The sequence below is a fragment of the Dongia soli genome, from assembly GCF_034044715.1.
Lineage (GTDB): Bacteria > Pseudomonadota > Alphaproteobacteria > Dongiales > Dongiaceae > Dongia_B > Dongia_B soli.
The window spans coordinates 28,196-49,415 of the sequence record NZ_JAXCLW010000003.1 but is presented as its reverse complement, the minus strand read 5'-3'; the positions used below and the strand labels follow the sequence as shown (position 1 = coordinate 49,415).

At 60.5% G+C, this 21,220-nt stretch carries 19 protein-coding genes; 13 read left to right on the top strand and 6 right to left on the bottom strand.

The genetic code is table 11. From position 1 onward, the window contains the following. Positions 1-2: 2 nt before the first annotated feature. Positions 3-1,511 (top strand): M81 family metallopeptidase, encoded by a 1,509-nt coding sequence (locus SMD27_RS12410; protein ID WP_320508724.1) that lies wholly within the window; start codon positions 3-5, stop codon positions 1,509-1,511. 40 nt (positions 1,512-1,551) lie between these two features. Then, on the top strand, positions 1,552-2,991 hold the full coding sequence (locus tag SMD27_RS12405) for a diaminopimelate decarboxylase family protein (protein ID WP_320508723.1): 1,440 nt from the start codon (positions 1,552-1,554) through the stop codon (positions 2,989-2,991). Positions 2,992-2,994: 3 nt separating this feature from the next. On the opposite strand, the gene SMD27_RS12400 is transcribed toward SMD27_RS12405, so the two are convergent. From SMD27_RS12400 to SMD27_RS12390, 3 genes are all read right to left on the bottom strand, one after another. Further along, positions 2,995-4,155 (bottom strand): MFS transporter, encoded by a 1,161-nt coding sequence (locus tag SMD27_RS12400; RefSeq protein ID WP_320508722.1) that lies wholly within the window; start codon positions 4,153-4,155, stop codon positions 2,995-2,997. 297 nt (positions 4,156-4,452) lie between these two features. Further along, a complete protein-coding gene (locus SMD27_RS12395; protein ID WP_320508721.1) occupies positions 4,453-4,917 on the bottom strand; it encodes a carboxymuconolactone decarboxylase family protein in 465 nt (154 codons plus the stop codon). Then, positions 4,910-5,332, bottom strand: a complete 423-nt coding sequence (locus SMD27_RS12390) for a cupin domain-containing protein (protein WP_320508720.1) — start codon at positions 5,330-5,332, stop codon at positions 4,910-4,912. Before SMD27_RS12390 ends, SMD27_RS12395 begins: the two co-directional genes overlap by 8 nt. Before the next feature lie 105 nt (positions 5,333-5,437). Between SMD27_RS12390 and pdxR the strand changes: the two genes are divergently transcribed. Further along, a complete protein-coding gene (pdxR, locus tag SMD27_RS12385; RefSeq protein ID WP_320508719.1) occupies positions 5,438-6,853 on the top strand; it encodes a MocR-like pyridoxine biosynthesis transcription factor PdxR in 1,416 nt (471 codons plus the stop codon). A 32-nt stretch (positions 6,854-6,885) separates the two neighbouring features. On the opposite strand, the gene SMD27_RS12380 is transcribed toward pdxR, so the two are convergent. Together SMD27_RS12380 and otnK are read right to left on the bottom strand one after the other, a co-directional pair. Continuing rightward, positions 6,886-7,569 carry a class II aldolase/adducin family protein gene (locus SMD27_RS12380; protein ID WP_320508718.1) on the bottom strand — a complete coding sequence of 228 codons (684 nt, stop codon included), beginning with the start codon at positions 7,567-7,569 and terminating at the stop codon, positions 6,886-6,888. Beyond that, positions 7,566-8,840 carry a 3-oxo-tetronate kinase gene (gene otnK, locus SMD27_RS12375; protein WP_320508717.1) on the bottom strand — a complete coding sequence of 425 codons (1,275 nt, stop codon included), beginning with the start codon at positions 8,838-8,840 and terminating at the stop codon, positions 7,566-7,568. Before otnK ends, SMD27_RS12380 begins: the two co-directional genes overlap by 4 nt. A 155-nt stretch (positions 8,841-8,995) precedes the next feature. Between otnK and SMD27_RS12370 the strand changes: the two genes are divergently transcribed. The 9 genes from SMD27_RS12370 (at position 8,996) to SMD27_RS12330 (ending at position 18,606) form a co-directional block, all read left to right on the top strand. Beyond that, a complete protein-coding gene (locus SMD27_RS12370; RefSeq protein ID WP_320508716.1) occupies positions 8,996-10,228 on the top strand; it encodes an aminotransferase class III-fold pyridoxal phosphate-dependent enzyme in 1,233 nt (410 codons plus the stop codon). A gap of 5 nt (positions 10,229-10,233) precedes the next feature. After that, a complete protein-coding gene (locus SMD27_RS12365) occupies positions 10,234-10,971 on the top strand; it encodes a GntR family transcriptional regulator (RefSeq protein ID WP_320508715.1) in 738 nt (245 codons plus the stop codon). After that, positions 10,968-11,891: a transketolase gene (locus tag SMD27_RS12360; RefSeq protein WP_320508714.1), complete on the top strand. Its 924-nt coding sequence runs from the start codon at positions 10,968-10,970 to the stop codon at positions 11,889-11,891. The genes SMD27_RS12365 and SMD27_RS12360 overlap by 4 nt, the downstream gene beginning before the upstream one ends. 34 nt (positions 11,892-11,925) lie before the next feature. Then, on the top strand, positions 11,926-12,969 hold the full coding sequence (locus SMD27_RS12355; protein WP_320508713.1) for a transketolase family protein: 1,044 nt from the start codon (positions 11,926-11,928) through the stop codon (positions 12,967-12,969). Positions 12,970-13,057: 88 nt separating this feature from the next. Continuing rightward, positions 13,058-14,677 (top strand): ABC transporter substrate-binding protein, encoded by a 1,620-nt coding sequence (locus tag SMD27_RS12350; protein WP_320508712.1) that lies wholly within the window; start codon positions 13,058-13,060, stop codon positions 14,675-14,677. 38 nt (positions 14,678-14,715) lie between these two features. Continuing rightward, positions 14,716-15,729 carry an ABC transporter permease gene (locus SMD27_RS12345; protein ID WP_320508711.1) on the top strand — a complete coding sequence of 338 codons (1,014 nt, stop codon included), beginning with the start codon at positions 14,716-14,718 and terminating at the stop codon, positions 15,727-15,729. Between the two features lie 5 nt (positions 15,730-15,734). After that, positions 15,735-16,595, top strand: a complete 861-nt coding sequence (locus tag SMD27_RS12340) for an ABC transporter permease (RefSeq protein ID WP_320508710.1) — start codon at positions 15,735-15,737, stop codon at positions 16,593-16,595. Beyond that, positions 16,592-17,602, top strand: a complete 1,011-nt coding sequence (locus SMD27_RS12335) for an ABC transporter ATP-binding protein (RefSeq protein WP_320508709.1) — start codon at positions 16,592-16,594, stop codon at positions 17,600-17,602. Before SMD27_RS12340 ends, SMD27_RS12335 begins: the two co-directional genes overlap by 4 nt. Then, positions 17,599-18,606, top strand: coding sequence for an ABC transporter ATP-binding protein (locus SMD27_RS12330; protein ID WP_320508708.1), 1,008 nt, complete (start codon positions 17,599-17,601; stop codon positions 18,604-18,606). Before SMD27_RS12335 ends, SMD27_RS12330 begins: the two co-directional genes overlap by 4 nt. Positions 18,607-18,662: 56 nt before the next feature. Here SMD27_RS12330 and SMD27_RS12325 read toward each other — a convergent pair whose 3' ends face one another. After that, positions 18,663-19,643: an IclR family transcriptional regulator gene (locus SMD27_RS12325; RefSeq protein ID WP_320508707.1), complete on the bottom strand. Its 981-nt coding sequence runs from the start codon at positions 19,641-19,643 to the stop codon at positions 18,663-18,665. A 59-nt stretch (positions 19,644-19,702) separates the two neighbouring features. Here SMD27_RS12325 and SMD27_RS12320 point away from each other — a divergent pair, with 59 nt between their 5' ends. After that, entirely contained in the window at positions 19,703-21,205 is a 1,503-nt protein-coding gene (locus SMD27_RS12320; RefSeq protein ID WP_320508706.1) for an aldehyde dehydrogenase, read from the top strand. Positions 21,206-21,220 lie beyond the last annotated feature (15 nt).

Sequence of the window (21,220 nt, the reverse complement as noted above, 5' to 3'; positions counted from 1 at the left end):
ACATGAGCTTCACCGTTCTGACCGCCGAATTCGCCCATGAAACCAACACTTTCAGCGTGCGTGCGACGGATTACGCCGCGTTCATGGATCGCTATTGCTATTTCGAAGGCAAGGAAGCGATTGCCGAGCGGGGCAATGCCAATACGGAACTCGCGGGCTTTCTCGATGCGGGGCGACGGAACGGCTGGCAGATCGTCCATGTGCTGAGTGCCTCGGCCCAGCCGGCCGGACGCGTGACACGGGACGCCTTCGACCGGCTCACTGGGCCGATCGTTGCCGCGGCGAAGGAGCACAAAGGCAAGCTCAACGGCATCCTGCTCGGCCTGCACGGCGCCATGGTGACGGATTTCTGCCAGGACGGCGAGGGCGAGTTGCTGGAGCGTCTGCGCGCCGTGGTTGGCCCTGATTTGCCGATCGCCATTACACTGGATCTCCATGCCAACGTGACGCGCAAGATGTGCGATTTCGCGCAGATCATCGTCTCCTATAAGACTTACCCCCATGTCGACATGCGCGAGCGCGGCCGGCAGGCCGGCGACATTCTGCATCGGACCATGGCAGGCGAGATCAAGCCAGTTACCATAGCCGCGCGCCTGCCGATGCTGGACGAGGCGAATGGCGGGCGCACCGATGTGGGGCCAATGATCGATTGGATCAAGCGCGCCATCGCCTACGAACAGGAAACCGATGTCTTTGCCGTCAGCATCAATGCCGGTTTCGGCAATGCCGATATCGAGGAAGTGGGTCCGACGGTTCTGGTGACAGGGCAGGGCGACATGGCGGAGCATCGCAAATTCGCCGAAGCGATCGCTGACGAGATCTGGGAGAAGCGCTTCGACGTCTTGAATACCTATATGGCGGTCGAGGAAGCGGCGGCGATCTGCAAGTCCTATAAGCGCGATGGTGGTCCCATCATCGTTGCCGATTATGCCGATAATCCGGGAGGCGGCGGCTACGGCGATTCCACCGAATTGCTCCGCGCCTTGCTGGAGGCTAAAATCGAGGACGCCTGTTTTGGCCCGATCGTCGATCCGGAAACGGCGATGCAGCTTCGGCAACATAAGATCGGCGAAACGGTGCAGGTGCGGCTCGGCGGCAAGACCGATCCGCGCTTCGGCGGAGGACCGCTCAATCTGACCGGAAAGCTGAAGCTGATCAGCGACGGCGATTATGTGGGCGATGGACCGATGGTGGGCGGGCTCAATCTCAGCTGGGGTCCGGTGGCGGTCATTCAAGTCGATGGTTTCGACATCCTGGTCACGACCTTGCCGGCGCAGATGCTCGACCTGCAGCAGTTCCGCGCCTTCGGTATCGACCCGGCGGCAAAGACGGTGGTCGGGCTGAAATCGATGCAGCATTTCCGGGCGGCCTTTGAGCCGATCGCGGGGAAGGTGATCGTCTGCGATAGCGGCGCGCTGTGCACCTTGCAGCTCGAGAAGCTGCCCTATGTGAACGTGCCGCGGCCGATCTATCCGATCGATCGTAATATGCAGCGGCCAGTCAGGGCCTGATGACCTCGATCCGTCGACGATCAGTCTATTGGAGTCCGATATGTCCCAAAGCGAGATGACGAAGAAGACGATTCTGCCGGCAGGATTTGATGAACGCGATACGCATCTGACCTTCGATGGGCACGATCTGGTGGCCCTTGGCCAGGAGCATGGAACGCCGCTCTTCGTTTTTTCCGAGCGGCAGTTGCGGCACAATGCATCGAGCTTTCTCGCGGGAGCGCGCGCCGGTCACCAAAGGGCACGGGTCTTCTATGCCAGCAAGGCCTGTTCCAATCGACGGGTGCTGGAGATTTTCCATGAGGATGGCCTCGATATCGAAGTGAATTCCGGTGGGGAGCTCTACAAGGCACAGCGTGCCGGCTACGCGCCACGGCAGATTGTCTTCAATGGGGTTGCGAAATCTGCGTCGGAGATCGACCACGCAATCGCGCTGGATATCCAGGCCATCAATGTCGATGCGGTCTATGAGTTGCGCCGGATCGGCGAACGGGCGCGGGCAGCGGGCCGAAAGGCGCGCGTTTCTCTACGCTTGGTGCCGGGAATTGCCGGCGGCGCGACGCCCGGCATTCAGACCGGCAGCGCCACCAGCAAATTCGGCATGACGCAGGATGAGTTTGCAGAAGCGCTCGCTTGGTTGAAAAAGGCCGGCGATGCCGTCGACGTCGTCGGCATTCATCTTCATATCGGATCGCAGGTCGACGATACTGAAGCCTATCTGCGCAGCGTGAGCTTCGCCGCCGAACAGGCAAAGCGCGTGCAGCAGCAGCTCGGCGCCGCGCTCAGCCATGTCAATCTGGGCGGTGGCTATCCCATCGATTACAGCCACCAGCCGGCCGGCAGCAATGAATTTGGCCAATATGGAGCGATGCGCAAGGCCGAGGCTATGGTGAGCGATGTCGCTGCTACCGCACGAAAGCTGATCGGAACGGAGGTCGAGCTGCTGTTCGAGCCCGGCCGCGCCATGGTCGGCAATGCTGCCCTCCTGTTGACGACGATCGAGAGCTGCCGGCAGCGTGGCGGTCATCCCTGGATCTACCTCGATGCCGGTTACAACCTGATGATCGATGCGGCGGCCGTGCGTTGGTATTACCACATGGTCAATGCCGGCCGCGCTCAGGCGAGCGAGATGGCGGATTTCCGCGTCGTCGGCCCGCTCTGCGATTCCGCCGACTGTTTCTTCGATGTCGAGGGCGAATACCTCTTTAAAAAGGTCCTCTCTCGTTTGCCCGATCTGACGCCAGCGCAGCAGGAAGAGTTACGGAGTGACATCATCCGTTTGCCGGCCACGCGCCGGCTGCCGGCTGCGACGATACCGGGAGATATCGTGGCTTTGCTCGATGTCGGCGCCTATACGCTGGAAGAGATGTTCCAGTATTGCGGCCGCCAGCGCGCGGCGGCCGTCATGTTGACGCTCGAAGGCAATGTCGTACCGATGCTCGCCCGCGACGAAAATGCGGATCTTGTATCGCAGGAGCGGTAGCGATTAACCGGCGCGCGCCACCCTGATCTTCCGCATGCGTATTGCCTGAGCAGCGAGATATAAGGTGAAGACAATAAGCAGGATGCCGGGGAAGCCGTGTGGCCCAGCGATATCCATGGCCAGGCCGCAGATGACCGAGCCGATCAGCGATCCCACGCCCCACATGGCGGCGAAAGATGACGTGCCGGCGATCAGATCGGCACCGCTGAACCGGTCGCCAAGTTCCGCAAGACCGACCGTATAAATGCCAAACCCGGCCGCACCCAGAACCGGGAGGAGCGGCCAGACCCAAATCGTCGTGACGACGAAGGGCAGGATCGCCAATCCGATCGCGGCGACAATGAAGCAGGCGATGATGGTGCCGCGTTTGGATGTCCGATCGGCAATCCAGCCGATGGGAATTTGAAAGAAGACATTGCCGAAAGAGAGCGCGGTCAAGGTAAGCGCGGCACTTTCCACGTCCATATTCATCTTGACGCCATAGACCGACAGGAAGGCCAACATGCCGCCATCGAACATGGCATGTACGCAGATGCCGATCAGCAGTAACGGCGCCTTGGGCAGAAAGCCGAGCATGGAGACATGTGCCTGCTCGACCGCCGCGGACCTCGGACTGACCAGGGTAATCGGTAGAATGGCGACAAACAGGATGGCCGCGCCGATCACGAAGGGAAGGTAACCGTGAATGCCGGCCCAGCCGACGACGGCCGGGCCGATGCCGAAGGTCGCCGATATGCAGGTCGCATAGATGCCGACCACGATGCCACGGCTTTTCCCCGTCGCGCTGCCAAGGACCCAGGCTTCGCTCAGGGCAAACAAGGTCGAAACGCTGATGCCCTGAAGCAAACGCAGAACAAACCAAGACGGCAGATTCGGAAACGTCGGATAGGCGAGAAAAATCACCCCGGTCAAAGCGGCCATAAAAATAGCAACGGGCTTCGCTCCGAAGGTATGCGACAGCTTGGGAATCACCAATCCGGCCAGCAGGATGCCGACAGGGGCCATGGAAGAGTTAAGGCCGATGACATGGGCGCTGGTTCCCCAGCTTTCCATGTTCAGTGACAAAAGCGGAAAGATTTCGCCGAGCGAAAAAGCGAAAACACATACTGCTGCACAGGCCGCGATCAGCGTGCGCCAATTGATGGCGTCATTGCCCCCCTGCATCTCAATCCTCCAGACCACTTGGGCGCACACAATTTCGCAGCCAAAGCGTTAAGTCAAACTCTCTTTCCGCGCAGGAGGGACGCGCAGGCAGGGAAGCAACACAAACAGAATTGTTATCAACTTTGTTGGCGACAGCCGTTACATCTGTCTACAACAATTGCCTGTCACCTCGGGCTTGAGTCACGGCTGTCGGGACGGTAACCATCTTGCTTGTCGCGGTGTGGTACGGCTAACAGCGACGCCTTCAGCGCTGTTAACTGCACCACACCGCGACCAGGAACGATTTATGCCGGCCTTTTATTTGGCCTGAAGTGCGAGGGCCGCCTGCGGTGTGCGCCGGAAGCTGATGGCCATGCGGTTGAAGGCATTCATGAGACCGATCGCGATTGTCAGGTCGACCAGTTCCTTTTCACTGAAGACGGCGCGTGCGGCTTGAAAGTCTTCATCCGGCACAGCGGTTTCGGCCACGCGAGTCACGCTTTCTGCCCAGGCGAGTGCGGCCTGTTCACGTTGGTCGAACACGGGTCCGGCTTCCCGCCATACCTGCAAGAGCGCAAGCTTTTCCGACGACACCCCTTTTTCCAGCAGGTCACGGGTATGCAGATCCAGGCAATAGGCGCAGCCGTTGATCTGTGAGATGCGCTGATAAACCAATGTGACGAGGTTTTCGGGCAAGCCCGATTGCATGATATAGCCATAAACGCCGCCCAGCGCCTTCACGCCGGCTGGAGCCACATCCATGTATTTGATGCGTTCAGTCATTTGTCTTCTCCCGATCAAATGTTGTCAGTTTTTTGTCGCTGGTATCGACGACGAATACGGCGAGCAGCTTGGCCGGCTCAGTCTTGCTGGCATTACGGCTCTCCACATGGTAGGCGCCGGGCGCCTCGTACCAGGTTTCGCCCGTGTGATAGATCCGCGCCGGCTCGCCTGCGACCTGGCTCTCGATGGCGCCCGAAAGGACATAGGCATAGATGAAGGCGGATTTCGCATGATGATGCGGCAGCGAGGCACCGCCGGGTGGGTAGGTGACCTCGACGGCGATCAGCGACTTGCCCGGAATGTTCGGGATCGCATGGGCGAAATTCGGTTTGACGGTCTCGGCGGGACCATGTGCATAAGCCGGTGCCGCCAAGGCCAGACAGGCGGCGATGGCAAGCAATTTGGGACTCATCATTTTCGGCATCTCCTTTATCCGTAATGGATGCGTCCGGGGATAGATGCCCTCGCGCTGGGTCAAAAAATAGCACCAAAAAGCAACCGAATTCGTGTACCACAAGGCATGGCTTTGAAATCGCTTCCCTTTGAACTCGACCGCTCCGCGAAGATGCCGCTGTCGGAACAGATACGGCGCGGGATTACGGCGGCGATCGATAATGGTGTGCTGGCACCCGGCGCGCGCCTCCCGTCCTGGCTGGATCTTGCGGCGCAGTTGGGTGTGGCACGCGGTACGGTCCGTTCGGCTTATGAAAAGTTGATCGACGCCCAGTTGATCGTCTCGTCCCGGGCGAGCGGCACCTATGTTGCCGAACGGCCGTCAATCGTGGCTTTGCCTGAGGTCCCCGATGCCGTCGGCTGGGTCCTGGAGATGTACCGGGACGCGGCGGCCGGTCCGGCTATCTTTCAAATGGGAATCCCGGCCTCGGACCGTTTCCCCGCCAAACTTTTCTCCCGCATCCGGGCTCAAGCGGTACGGACCGAGACCAGCAAGCCGGCGCATTACCCGACGCCTCAGGGCGAGTTGGAGCTACGACGGGAGATCGCCGCGCATCTGGCGATCGCGCGCGGCATCGCCTGTTCGCCGTCGCAGATTATCATCACCGCCGGTTTTGCCGCCGGCCTCGGCCTGGCGCTCCGGGTGCTCGGCTTGGAGGGACGTCGCTGCTGGTTCGAAGATCCGGGCTTTCCGGTGACAAGGCGGGGCGTGGAACTTGCACGGCTCATTCCGGTACCAGTGGCGGTGGACGAAAACGGCATCGATGTGGATGACGGAATTCGCCGCGCCGGTGATGCGGCGCTTGCCGTAGTGACGCCTGGACAGCAGGCGCCGCTGGGACCGACCCTGGCGCTGACGCGCCGGCTGCGTCTGCTCGATTGGGCGGCAGAGAGAGGGGCCTGGATCATCGAGGATGACTATCTAGGCGAATTGCAGTTGCGCGGGCGCGCGGCTCCCGCCCTCGCTTCGCTTGACCGTGCAGGACGCGTAATTCATATCGGTTCGTTCAGCAAGACGATCAGCCCCTCGCTTCGCCTCGGCTTTATCGTCGTCCCCGCGGCCCTGGCAGCGCAATTCGCCGAAACGGCTGCCTGCCTGGCACCGGCGCCCGGACCGTCAGTCCAGCTTGCTACGGCGGAATTCATGCGCGACGGGCACTACATGCGCCATCTGCGACATATGAAGCGGGTCTACGCGACGCGGCGGGATGCCCTAACGGCATGCCTTGAGCGCAGGGGGCACAAGGTTCAAATCGGCGGACTAGCAGCTTTGCTGCGATTGCCGGAAGGGACACCGGACATCGCCATTGCCAGGGAAGCGTCGGCTTATGGTTTGGCCCCTGCGCCGCTATCGCCTTGGTATGCGACGCTAAAGGCTGCGCGGCCGGGCCTGCTGCTCGGCATCGGGACGGTTCCTGAACAGCGGTTAAAATCAGCCTGCGACCGCCTTTGCCGCATCATCGAGCAGTTTGCAGCTGCGTGATGATGCGGTAAGGCGAGATCGGACATCTTGGGTTAGGGCACGAGCCAGCGCGGTTTCTGCGCAATCGGTTGCGGCTTGCCATAGGTTTTGTAATTTTCCAGGACAACCGCAGTCTCCGCCTCGGTGAGGATCGTCGGGGTACCGATGGACAGTGTCATCAGATATTGCCGCGCCAGCACTTCCAGTTTCATCGCGGCGTCAAACGCGGCCAGCAAAGTCATACCCCGCGCCAGCATGCCGTGATTGGCCAGCAGACAGGCCGTGCGGTCGGTCAGTGCTTCACCGGCCGCGGTGGCGAGCTGCTGCGAGCCGAAGGGAAAATAATCGGTGCAAGGAATGTCGCGGCCGCCAAAACCCTGGATCATGTAATGGAAGGAGGGAATCGGCTTGCGGAAGCAGGACAAGGCGACGCAGTGATCGGCGTGGCAATGCACGACGGCATTCGCTGCCGGCACTTTCAAATAGACCTCGCGGTGCATCGCCCATTCCGATGACGGCCGCAGCGGACCTTCCCAGGTACCGTCGGCCTTGGTGTAGACGATATGTTCCGGTGCCAGGGTTTCGGTACGGCTGCCAGCTGGAGTGATCAGCATGCCGCCTTTCCATCGCACGCTGATATTGCCGGTGGCACAGACATTCATCCGCTGACGTTCAAGCTCGGCATTGACCTCGACGATGGATTTGCGGATTTCCCCTTCCGATGCGGAATTGCTCATATTGTCTCTCCTTCGCCGGCCGTCACCTTGTCCAGCATATCGACTGTGCCCAGCTTGCCGGGTTTGAGGTGAAAAGAAATAGGGTCGGGGCCACAACTGACCGCGCGCGCCGTGCCGGGCCCGCGATAGGGGCTGACATCCAAAGCGCGGACGTTCAAGGCTTCGACGATGGCGCCGGAGGTTTCACCACCAGCGACCACGAAGCGGCGGATGCCGTCGCGGTGCAAGTCGGCAGCAATATCGCCAAGCAGCTTTTCAATGCGGCGGCCGGCACCGCGGCGGCCGAATTTCTTTTGCGCCGCACCGATTGCCGCCGGGGTGGTCGCCGTCGCGATGGCGATGGAGCCCTGCTTGAGCGCGGCCTTGGCCTCGATCAACAGCTTGTCCAACAGGCTCGGCGCGGCGGCGACTTCCAGCAGGTCCAAGGTGAAGACGGGATGCGACTGGCCAAAATGCTGTAACTGCGCTGCCGTCTGCTCGGCGCAACTGCCGGCAAGGACAACGGCGGGTCCGCCGAGAAGCGGGAGAGGGACGGGATCGACCAGCGCGCCGGCAAGGCCTTGCGCCCGCCAATGACGGGGGTAGCTTTCGGCGACGGATGACCCGCCCGTCATCAGGGGCCAGTCGACGCAAACCTCGCCCAGCCGCGCCAGATCATCGTTATCGGCGGCATCGTTGATGGCATAGCGGATGCCAGCCGCCTTCAGCGTCTGGACCCGTTCGCGCAACGCTTCGGCGCCACCGAGCAGATCTTCATGCCGGATCAATCCGACCTTATGGGTCGTTTGACGTTGCAACACGCGGACGAGATTGGGATCGCGCATCGGCGTCAGCGGATCGAGACGCTTGGGCGATTCGGAGATCAACTGGTCCGCGTAGAAGAGATGTCCCTGAAAGACCGTGCGCTTGACATCGGGGAAGGCGGGGCAAAAGCCGGTAAAATCCGTGCCGATCCGGTCGGCCAGATAATCGGCACAGGGACCGATATTGCCGCGCGGTGTCGAATCGAAGGTTGCGCAATATTTAAAGAAGACCTGACGGGTACCCACGGTCTCAATCAGATCCATCGCCTTCTTCATATCGGCGACCGCTTCCTTAGGCGCGGCGACGCGGCTTTTGAGCGCGACGACGGCAACTTGCAAGCCCTCCATATCTGCCGGTTTCGCCTTCTTCGTCAGCATCCGGCTGCGTAAACCGTCCCGGGTCATCATCGACGCCAATTCCAGACCGCCCGTGAAATCGTCTGAAATGCCGGCCAGCAACAGCGCCAAGGCTCCCCCGCAAATTCCTCTTTTCCTTCTGGAGATATATCATATAGGATGAAGAAAGATATATCCTATATCCTCGGGCGTGACGATGCGACCGGGTTCCGGCGGCAGATCATGAAGGCGATCTTGTCGTCGATCTAAAAACGGGAGTGCCATTCGTGACTGAGTTCCGCCCGTCGGCTGATGCAACCCTGCGGCAGCGCGCTGCCCGCGTCGTGCCCGGCGCGATGTGGGGGCATATGAATGCGGCCCGCCTGCCGGCAGCGTATCCGCAGTATTTCCGCCGCGCCAAGGGTAGCCGCCTGTGGGATGTCGAGGGTCGGGAATATATCGATTACATGTGCTCCTGGGGGCCGATGCTGCTCGGCTATAACGATCCCGATGTGAATGCAGCGGCGGATGAACAACGCGCACTCGGCGACATTTTCAATGGCCCGACCGAACGCATGGTCGAACTGGCGGAAGAAATCGTCGGCACGGTCGTCCATGCCGATTGGGCGATGTTCCAGAAGAACGGCACCGATGCGACGACGATCTGCGCCATGACGGCGCGCGAGGCGACCGGTAAGCGCAAGCTGCTGGTGGCGACCGGCGCCTATCATGGCGCGGTTCCCTGGTGCAATCCCTATCCGAACGGTGCAACGGCGGAAGACCGCGTGCATCTGATCCGCTACGACTATAACGACATTGCCAGCCTGGAACGCGCGGCCGCCGAAGCGGGCGACGATCTCGCGGGCATCTTCGTTTCGGCCTTCAAGCATGATCTTGGCAAGACCCATGTGCTGCCGACCCAAGCCTTCGCCAAAGCGGCGCGGGCGATTTGCGACCGGACCGGTGCCGCCCTCATCGTCGATGATGTGCGCGCCAGCCTTCGCTTGCATATGGGCGGCAGTTGGGAACTGGTTGGCGTGAAGCCGGACCTCGCCGCCTGGTCGAAATCCATCGCCAATGGCTATGCCTTGGCGGCGGTAACGGGTAATGACAAGTTCCGCGACGCAGCTACCCGCATCTTCGTCACCGGCTCCTTCTGGTACGGCGCCATGTCGATGGCTGCCGGCCTCGCTACCTGGCGCAAGATGAAGGCGATCGACGGCATCGGCATCATGCAGCGGATGGGCCAGCGTCTGCGTGATGGCATCGACGCCCAGGCCAAGGCGCATGGCGTGAAACTACAGCAAAGCGGTCCGGTGCAGATGCCGGTCATCCTATTCGACAATGACGATAACCGCGAAAAGGGCTGGTTCTTCTGTACCGAGGCGCTGAAGCGTGGCGTCTATCTGCATGCGACCCATACGATGTTCCTGAGCGCGGCGCATACTGCCGATGACATCGACAGGACGCTGGAAGCGACCGATGCTGCCCTGGCGGAAGTCGCGCGGCGGTTCGGATAAGCTGAATGACGACGCTGCTTGCATCGCTGGAAGGTGACCGGTCCCTCTCCAATCTCAAACTGGAGCAGGTCGAAGCGAAGAGCCGGACCGACCACGTCTATCATCAGATGCGCGACCGGTTGATGCGCGGCATTTTCAAGCCGCATCAACGCCTGCGCATAAGTGAGCTGTCGCAGGCCTTCGGCACCAGTGAAACGCCGATACGCGAGGCAATCTTTCAGCTGATCCGGGACGGTGCGGTCGAGGGCAAGGCGCATTCCTATTATCGCGTGCGAAAACTTTCGGTCGCCGAATATCTGGAACGCCGTGAGATCCGTCTGACCCTACAGCCCCTGGCGGCCAGCAAGGCGATGGCCCGGATCAATGATGCGCAGATCGACGCCCTGGCGCGGACTCATGCGGTGCTGGTCGGTGCCGAACAAGCCAGGGATTACGACCTGGCGGTCCGGGCAAATTTCGATTTCCATTTCGGTCTTTACCGAGAATCCGGCATGCCGCATCTGACCAGCATGTTGGAAAATCTATGGATCCAGCATGGGCCGTTGCTCAATCACCTCTATCCGCATGGTCATCCGACCTATGACGGCCGGCATCAACATGAATATGTGATTGAGGCGCTGCGTCGCCGGGATGAGGACGCGCTCTGCGCCGCCATCCGCGCCGACCTGGTCGAAGGCGGTCGGAATTTCCTGCGCCATTTGCGGGAATTGGAGGCCCAGGAAGAAGCGGGGCAAGAGTCGTGAAGAGTGCCGCAAAGAAGGGCAGCGCCGTAAAGAAGAGCATCGCGGCACGCGGTCATAACGTCTCGTCGGCCATGCTGGCGGATCGCGCCATGTTCGTGCGCCTGGAAACCTTGCGGCTGGCGCGCATCTGTGGTGCCGGCCATTATTCTTCGACTTTCTCCGCAGCGGAGCTGTTCGCCGCACTCTATTACGCACATCTCAATATCGATCCCAAAGATCCCGACTGGCCGGATCGCGATCGTTTCATCCTCAGCAAGGGTCATGCGGCAATCGGGCTTTATCCGATCCTAGCCGATCTCGGTTATTACCCGATGAGCGAGCTCGACACCTTCACGCGGCTCGGCAGCCATTTCGGCGACCATCCCAACATGAAGCATATTCCCGGCATCGATTTTTCCTCCGGATCGCTGGGTCACGGGCTCTCTGTGGGTGTCGGCATGGCCCTGGCCGGGCGCATGCAGCAGCGCGACTATCGGGTCTATTGCATGCTGGGCGATGGCGAACTGGCCGAAGGGCAGATCTGGGAAGCAGCCATGGCGGCCAGTCATTACAAATTGCAGGGACTCATCGCCATCATCGACCGCAACCAGCTTTGCATCGATGGTCATACCGAGGAGGTCATGCGGGTCGAGCCGCTGGAACAGCGATTCCGCAGCTTCGGCTGGGAGGTGCAGCGGATCGATGGTCATGACTTTGAGGCGATCCTGCCGGCGCTCGGCCAGTTGAAACCGGCCGGGACGGGCAAGCCGCAGGCGCTGATCTGCGACACCATCAAGGGGCGCGGCGTCAAGCGCATGGAGCTCTCCCTGCAATGGCATGTCGCCAATCTCGCCGGCGAAGATTACGACGACGCCGAAGCGGAAATTCGCGCCGGTCTGCGGCCGCTGGCCAAACGGGGGAAGAAGCGTGGCAAGAACTGACGCGAAAAAATCCCGGTCTGCGCGTTCCTCGGAAATGCAGCGTGCATCGCAGGGCCAGGACGCCATTTTCCGTGGGACGGCCGGCGGCGATGTTTCGTTGAAGGACGAGGTTTTCAAGGACAAGAAGTCGGTCCGCGGCACGCCGAATGCGAGTTTGCCCGCTTTCATCCTCGGTGAAGAGCTGGCGGATCTTGCCGATCATGATCCTCGCATCGCGGTGCTGACCGCCGATCTCGCTGTTGCCAACCGCACCAATGATTTCAAGCGCCGCCATCCCGACCGCTTCTTCAATCTCGGCATTGCCGAAAAGAACATGATGACTGTGGCAGCCGGCATGGCGTCCTGCGGCCTCGTCACCTATGCGGCGACCTTTGCTTCGTTCTGCGCCATCCTCGGCGCCGAACAGATCAAGACCGATTGTGCCTATCCCGGCATGAAGGTGCGGCTGATCGGTCACCATTCCGGCATGTCGATGGGTTTCTACGGTACCAGCCATCACGCCTTGGAGGACCTTGCGATCACCCGGACCATCGCCGATCTGACGGTGGTCTGTGCGACCGATGCCAATCATCTGCGCGCGATCCTCCGTGAATCCGTCGACCACCCCGGCGCTATGTATATCCGGCTCGGCCGCGGCCGTGATCCCGAAGTCTATCCGACTGTGCCCAAGGCTTTCCGCTTCGGCAAGGCGATCACCTTGCGGCCGGGCAAAGATGTCACCCTCATCTGCTGTGGCTCGGTGGTGCGTGCTTCGCTCGATGCGGCGGAGAAGCTGGCGAAGCACGGCATCGATGCCCGCGTCATCGATATGCACACGATCAAGCCGCTGGATACGGCAGCGGTACGAAAGGCAGCGCGGGAGACCGGTGCGATCCTGACCGTCGAGGAGCATAACATCACCGGCGGCCTCGGCAGCGCAGTTGCCGAGGTACTCGTCGAGGAAGACCGTATCCCATTCATGCGTCATGGCGTGCCGGATGAATTCGTACCGGTGGGACCGCCGGCGGCACTCTATGCACATTACAAGCTCGATGCGGATGGCATCGCGAAAAAGGCGAAGGCTTTACTAAAGAGTTGAGGGGAGAGGCGACGGCAATCTCGCCCGGGGCCCGGACCGAAAAAGCAATGTCGATAACAACGGGATAATCCCGATCAAGGAGGCTCGAATGAAACCTGCTTTGAACCGCCAGCTCCCAAGCTGGACCCATTTGCGCCTGGCCGCTGCGCTCTGCGTCGGTGTCAGCGCCCTCGCCATGCTGCCCGAGGGGGCATCGGCGCAGGACAGCACGCTGGTGATCGCCCGCGACATCGACATCAATTCGCTCGATCCGTCTCGCGCCTGGTGCGACACCTGCCAGATCTATATGAGCAATGTCTATGAGACCCTGATCGGACTCGACAAGGACAACAAGACGCTCAAGCCGCGCCTCGCGACGAAATGGGAAGCGAATGCGGATCAAAGCAAGTTTACCTTCACGCTCGATCCCGGCGCCAAATTCGCCGATGGCACGCCGGTCGAGGCCAAGGACGTGAAGTGGTCGATGGAGCGCCTGGAGAATATCAAAGGTGGTGCGTCCTATATGATGGATAGCGTCAAGAGCATCGACGCCAAGGATGCACATACGGTTGTGGTCACGCTGAGTGGCCCGAATTCCGAGTTTCTAAACATTCTGACGGCACCCTATACCGGCGTCGTCAATAGCAAGGTCGCGAGCGCCAATGGCGCCATCGCCGCGCCGGGCGCGGATACGGCCGACAAGGCGGAAAGCTGGTTCATGCAGCATTCGGCCGGCAGCGGTGCCTACGAGCTGGTGGATTACAAGCCGGGCGAGGAGCTGCGCTTCAAGGCCAATCCGCATTACGATCGGACCAAGGTCGGCGTCGCCGATATCGTCATTAAGCAAACCAAGGATTCGGTGACGCAGGCGCAACAACTCGAAAGCGGCAACGTCGATGTCGCCATGCAGATCGATCCGGATACGGCGAAGACAATCCAGGCCGATACGGTCAGCGTCGAAACCATTCCGTCCTACAATTTCCTTTATGTCGCACTCTCCCCCGGCGCCAAGGATGGCGGTAAGCTGCTGACCAAGGAGGTGCGGGAAGCGATTGGCCTGGCGCTTGACTACGACGGCATTATCGATTTCACGGTCGGCGGCGCCGGTAGGAAGATTGCATCGCCCATCCCCAATGGCTTCCCTGGTACCGACGGTCTGACGCTGCCGCAGCAGAATCTGGAGAAGGCCAAGGAGTTGATGAAGAAGGCGGGCCATGCCGAGGGCTTCGAACTCAATGACGCCTTTCCGAACATGAATGTCTATGGCGTCGACATGTCGCTGCTTAATCAGAAGATCCAGCAGGACTTGGCCAAGATCAATATCAAGGTCAAGCTGACGCCGATCGAATTCTCGGTCTGGCGTGACCGGGTGAAATCCGAGGGCATCGCGCTGACGACCCTGTTCTTCGCACCGGATTACTATGGTAGCGCGCAATATGTGCAATATTTCGGCATGATCGAGGGCAGCCCCTGGTGGAACCGCGCCGGTGGCAAGCGTGATGCAAGCTTCACCAATCCGCAAACCGAGACCGTGCTGACCAAGGCGCTCTCGGCCTCGGAAGCGCAGAAGGACGGCATCTACAAGCAGCTCGCCCAGCAGATGATCGATGACCGGATCATCATCCCGGTGGTGAGTCCGGACCTTGTTCTGGCCCATGGCAAGAACATCACCGGTGTGCGCTACAGCGCTTGCTGCAACCTGATGATGGATGAAATCGGCCGCCAGTAAGGCGGACCGAAGAGACGATGCGAGCGCGGAACGGCTAGATGACCAGATATATTCTCCGCCGTCTGATCTCCATTCCGCTTCTGCTGCTCGGCATCGTCAGCATTGCCTTCTTCATTTCTCACACCACCCAGGGCGATCCCCTGATCTCGATCATCGGCGACCGGCAGATGGATAATCCGGATGCGGTCGCAGCGGCTAAGGCGCGCTGGGGGCTCGATAAGGGCTTGCCTGAGCAATATGTCATTTATCTCAAAAATCTGGTGACGGGCGATCTCGGCACCTCGTTCCGGACCAAGCAGCCGGTCGCGCGGGATCTGCTGGTGCGCCTGCCGGCGACGCTGGAACTGGTGATCGCGGCGATGCTGGTGGGCAGCATCGCCGGCATCGTGTTGGGCGTCATCGCTGCCAGGTTCCGTGACACCATGATCGATCACATCGCACGGCTTGCTGCACTGATGGGATCATCGACACCGGTATTCTGGTCTGGACTGATCCTGCTTTATATTTTTTCCGTCGTGCTTGGCTGGCTGCCAGGCCCCGGGCGTTTCGATGCGCGCGCCGTCGCGCCTGAAACCGTCACCGGCTTCCTGACGATCGACAGCCTGCTGGCCGGCGATTTCACCGCGTTCGGCCAGGCGATCTACCATCTGCTGCTCCCTGCAGCGGTGCTCGGCTGGACCGTGATGGGCATTGTCTCGCGCCTGGTGCGGGCGAGCATGCTGGATGTGCTGAGCCAGGATTACATTGTTGCGGCACGTGCGCGAGGGGCGGGTGAGCTGCGGGTGCTGCTCAATCATGCTTTGCGCAACGCGCTTGTCCCCACCTTGACCATTCTCGGCTTCACTTTCGCCTATCTGATCACCGGTGCAGTGCTGACCGAGACGATCTTCGCCTGGCCCGGCATCGGCTCTTATGCGGTCGATGCGACGCGGAATCTGGACTATCCTGCCATTATCGGCGTGACCATTATCGGCGGTAGCGCCTTCCTCATCAGCAATCTGCTGACGGATATCGCCTATGCCTTTGCCGATCCGCGCATCCGGCTGAGTTGACCGATATGACTGATACCGCGCCTCCGACTGTAGCTCCAACCGTATCCCGGTCTCGACGTCTGCCGGCCTGGCTGAAACTGCCCGTCCTGATCGGCGGGCTGATCACCATCTTCTGGATCCTTGCCGCGCTTACCGTCGATAGCTGGCCGCTTTACGATCCGATCGAGATGGTCGGCCGCCGCCTGTCGCCGCCCAGCGCCGAGCATTGGTTCGGCATCGACGCGCTTGGCCGGGATGTGCTGACGCGCACGCTGCATGGCGCGCGCTTCTCGCTGCTGATGTCCTGCGCGGTGATCGCCTCCGCGGTAGCTGTCGGTTCGCTGCTTGGCGCCATCGCCGGCTATGCCGGCGGCTTTATCGACGGGTTGATTATGCGGTTGGTCGATATCACCTTGTCTTTCCCGCCGATCCTGTTGGCCATGGCGGTGACTGCGGCGATGGGACCGGGTCTCCGCAATGCAGCAATCGCCATGATTATCGTCTGGTGGCCGGCCTATGCACGCCTGATGCGCGGGCAGGTGCTGAGCGTAAAGTCGCGCGAGCATGTGGAAGCGGCCACGGCGAGCGGTGCAGGTCATGTCCGCACCCTTGTCACGCATATCCTGCCGCTGACCTGGAGTCCGATCCTGGTCAATGCGACGATGGATTTCGGCCAGGTAGTCCTGTTGGCGGCGTCATTGTCCTTCATCGGTCTCGGCGCATCGCCGCCCACGCCGGAATGGGGCTCGATGATCTCGGAAGGTGCCGTGCATTTCTACCAATGGTGGATCTGCGCCGGCCCAGGCCTCGCCATCCTTTCCGTCGTTCTCGGCTTCAATTTCCTGGGTGACGGCCTGCGCGACTATCTCGATCCGAGGTCGCGATGAGCGACGCGCCACTCCTAGAGGTGAGCAACCTCTCCGTCGGTCTCGGAACGCCGGGTGCATCCCTTGAGGTGGTGCACCAAGCGAGCTTCACTGTCGCCGATGGCAAGACCTTGGGGTTAGTCGGCGAATCCGGCTGCGGCAAAAGCATCACCATGCTGGCGCTGATGGGATTGCTAGGGCCGGAGATGACGGTCAGCGGATCGATCAAATTGCGCGGCGTCGAGTTGATCGGCATGTCGCAGCGCGAGCTTTCGCGGCTACGTGGCAACCGGATCGCGATGATTTTTCAAGACCCGATGACGTCACTCAACCCGGTCATGACGATCGGCCAACAGCTCGGCGAAGCGATCGCGATTCACCATCACGGTTTGTCCAGGCGCACCCGGGCCGAGCGCGCCATGGAACTCCTCAAGCTGGTGGCGATCCCGTTCCCCGAGCGTCGGTTGCTGCAATATCCCCATGAGCTTTCCGGCGGCATGCGCCAGCGGGTGATGATCGCCATCGCCATGGCCAATGATCCGGAACTGCTGATCGCCGACGAGCCGACGACGGCGCTCGATGTCACCATCCAGGCGCAGATCATGGAACTGCTGCAACGGCTGCGGGCCGAGCGCAATATGGGGCTGGTGCTGATCAGCCATGATCTCGGCGTCGTGGCGGAAATCGCCGATGAGGTGGCGATCATGTATGCCGGCCGGATCTGCGAAAAGGGCACGGTACCGGCGGTCTTCGACCGGCCGCATCATCCCTATACGCATGGTCTTCTTGCCTCGCTACCGAAGATCGACCGCGTCGAGGACAAGCTTACCGTGATTCCCGGCAGCTTGCCGCCGCTAGCGTCCAGGCCGAAGGGATGCCGCTTCCACCCGCGGTGCCATTATGCACAAGGGATCTGCGCGACTGAGGAACCCTCGCTGCGACCGGTTGATGATGTCGCCGTTGCCTGCCACTTCGCGGAGACCGTGCTGACGGCGACCGCGACCGGCCACGAGGAAACGTCGGAATGAGCGAAGCCATCGCAGCCGGCCGGATGGAAGAGCCGGACGAACCTATCCTCTCCGTGCGTCACCTGGTGAAGCAATTCCCGATCAAATCGGGCATCCTGATCGACCGCACTGTTGGCCATGTCCATGCGGTATCCGATGTTTCCTTCGATATCGCGCGTGGCGAAACCTTGGGCCTCGTTGGTGAATCCGGCTGCGGCAAATCCACGCTCGGCCGCTGCCTCGTCCGGCTGTTGCAGCCGACCTCCGGCCAGATCCTGTTCCGCGGACAGGATATCGCGCCGCTCACTCGGTCTGAGATGCAGCCGCTGCGGCGCCATATCCAGATCGTGTTCCAGGATCCCTATGCCTCGCTGCATCCGCGCATGACCATCGGCCAGGTTATTGCCGAGCCGCTGCGGTTGCAGGGCCTCTCGAAGAAGGCGATGGCGGACCGCGTGCGGGAAATGTTGAGCCTGGTTCGGCTTGATCCGGAATATGCGGAACGCTATCCGCACCAGCTCTCTGGTGGACAGCGCCAGCGCATCGGCATCGCCCGCGCTTTGAGTGTCGAACCGGACCTGCTGATCCTGGATGAACCGGTCTCCGCACTCGATGTCAGCATCCAGGCGGGGGTGCTCAATCTGCTGAAGGAGCTACAGGCGAAGTTCAATCTCACCTGTCTCTTCATCTCGCACGACTTGTCGGTCGTTCGCCATCTCTGCGACCGGGTCGCAGTTATGTTTCTGGGGAAGATCGTGGAGATTGCCCCGCGGGACGAGCTCTATCGTCATCCGGCGCACCCATACACCAAGGCATTGCTCTCAGCCGTGCCGTCGCCGCAATCGCGCGGGCCGAAGCAACGGATCATTCTGACAGGTGATGTGCCAAATCCCGCGGACCCGCCCTCGGGCTGCCGGTTCCATAGCCGTTGCTGGAAAAGCGCTGATATCTGCGCCAGCGAGGAGCCGCTGCTGGGCGCCTATACTCCGGCACACAATCTGGCGTGCCATTTCCCCGAAGATTGATGATATCCGTGGCCGGGTCTCCATTAGGGAGGCAAATCAACGATGTCGCCTGGAGCCTAGATCGAAACTTGCCCTGTCTGCGACAAGCGAATGATCATGGCGGCAGCCAATCGTTCCGAAACCGACCTCACCAAAGCAGAATACTTCTTCTTGTTCTTGATGATCAGGTCATCGATCGTTCCGGTTACCGCCACGCTGTATTTCACCCCAATTGACGGAACATGAATTGGCGACGCAATTCCTGCAAAACCCGGGATATCTTCTCCGACGCAATAGGCCAAATTGGTCTCGCGGATTTCCTCGTATTCCTTCAGCAAATCCTTGAGGCGTGTTTTCGTATTGTCCGTGATTGCCGGCAATGGAGACGGCAAAATCGCCCGGATGATGGCTTCCGGTTGAAACGCAAGGATCGCTTTTGCAGAGGATGCGCCATGCGGCGTGAGGGTCCTGCCCGGAACCACGTAACTGCGTACGTCATTTTCCGGCGTGACCATCGCCACCGAATGGATATTGAAATCGCTGAGGCGAGCGACGAAACAGGTCTCTCCTGTCTTGTCTGCAAGTTCCTTTAAAATCGGCCGTGCCAGCCAGTCGATCCAGTCATCCGGCATGCCCGAATATAGAATATTGCGAAATCGCGAGCCGAGAACGTAAGGTCCGTAGCGGGGGGTCAGGGCAGCCAAGGCACCGGAGGCAACGAGCCCCTTAATCAGCCGGTGCACCGTCGTTTTAGGCAGGCCGAGGACTTCCACCATCTGGACCAAGGTGACGCCATTTGGAAAATTGGCGACGACTTCGAGGACTCGGAAATAACGGTCCAGCGGCGAATCCGCCGCCGCATTGTTCTCCTGCTCGCTTGATTCCTTCCGCCGTCTCTCAACGACGGTTCGAAGCTTCGACGGATTCAACTGCGTTGCCATGAATATCCTAACGATTCTTGCAATAACACTTAGTTGCCAGAAAAAACCCGGGCTGTCGATTGCCGCAGAGCGGGGCCTGTTTCCATGTTGACAGAAGAAAGAGGACCTAATTATCATACTGTTATACGGTACAATATACCGAAAAACGGAATTTGTAAATCAGGGAGGAGAAGGCGATGACAATCCAGCCGACCAAGGATTGGGCGCAGGCAGTTGCAAAGCTGAAGGTGAAGTCCCAGGCTTTTATTGACGGCCGTTATGTCGCCGCGGCTTCCGGTAAGACCTTCGACTGCGTGAATCCCGGCACCGGTCAGGTGATCGCATCGGTCGCTGCCTGTGAGCAGGAAGACGTCGATCGTGCCGTCGAGGTTGCTCGCCGCGTCTTCGAAGCCGGCACCTGGTCGCGCCTGGACCCGGCGGATCGGAAGCGCAAGATGCTGGCCTGGGCATCGCTGATGCGCGACCACGCCGAAGAATTGGCGTTGCTCGAAACGATCGATATGGGCAAGCCGATTTCGGACAGCCTGTCAATCGACGTCCCGGCCTCGATCAACACCATCGTCTGGATGGCTGAGGCCATCGACAAGCTTTACGATGAAATCGCGCCGACCGGGCCGGGTGCGCTCAGCCTGATCACCCGCGAGCCTTTGGGCGTGGTCGCTGCGGTGGTTCCGTGGAATTTCCCCTTACTGATGGCGTGCTGGAAGTTGGGCCCCGCGCTGGCCGCCGGCAATTCCGTCGTCCTCAAGCCGGCGGAGCAATCGCCTTTGACGGCCATCCGCATTGCGGAGCTCGCCGTGGAAGCCGGCATGCCTGTCGGCGTTCTCAATGTCGTGCCGGGCTATGGAGAGACGGCCGGCAAGGCGATCGGTCTGCATCCGGATATCGATGCGGTCACCTTCACCGGATCGACCGAGGTCGGCAAGCTCTTCCTGAAATATGCCGGGCAGTCCAACATGAAGCGCGTCTCGCTGGAATGTGGCGGCAAGACCCCACATATCGTCATGAAGGATTGCGACGATCTCGATACCGCAGCGCGGGCTGCGGCCTGGGGCATCTTCTTTAACCAGGGCGAGGTTTGCAATGCCGGTTCGCGCCTGTTGGTCGATGAGAGTATTAAGGACGAGTTCCTTGAAAAGCTCATTGCCGAAAGCGCGGCATTGATGCCGAACGACCCGCTCGATCCTGGCAGCAGGGCCGGCGCCATGGTGACGAAGCAGCAGATGAGCCGCGTTTTGAACTACATCAAGATCGGCCAGGAGGAGGGCGCCGAGCTGCGGCTGGGCGGCAAGCAGGTGCGGCAGAATTCCGGCGGCTACTTCATCGAACCGACGATTTTCGACAATGTGTCCAGCAAGATGAGGATCGCTCAGGAAGAAATCTTCGGCCCGGTCCTCTCGACCATCAGCTTCAAGACCGAGGAAGAAGCCATCGCCATCGCCAATGATACGATCTATGGTCTGGCCGCCGCCGTCTGGACCCAGAATATCGATACGGCGATTGCCACGTCGCGGCGTCTGCGCGCCGGTGTCGTCTGGGTGAATTGCTTCGACGAAGGCAGCATTACCTCGCCCTTCGGCGGCTTCAAGCAATCCGGATTCGGGCGCGACAAATCGATCCATGCGATTGCCAAATATACCGACCTGAAGACGACCTGGATCAAGGTCAGAAAGTCCTGATAGCGCATAGCCGTA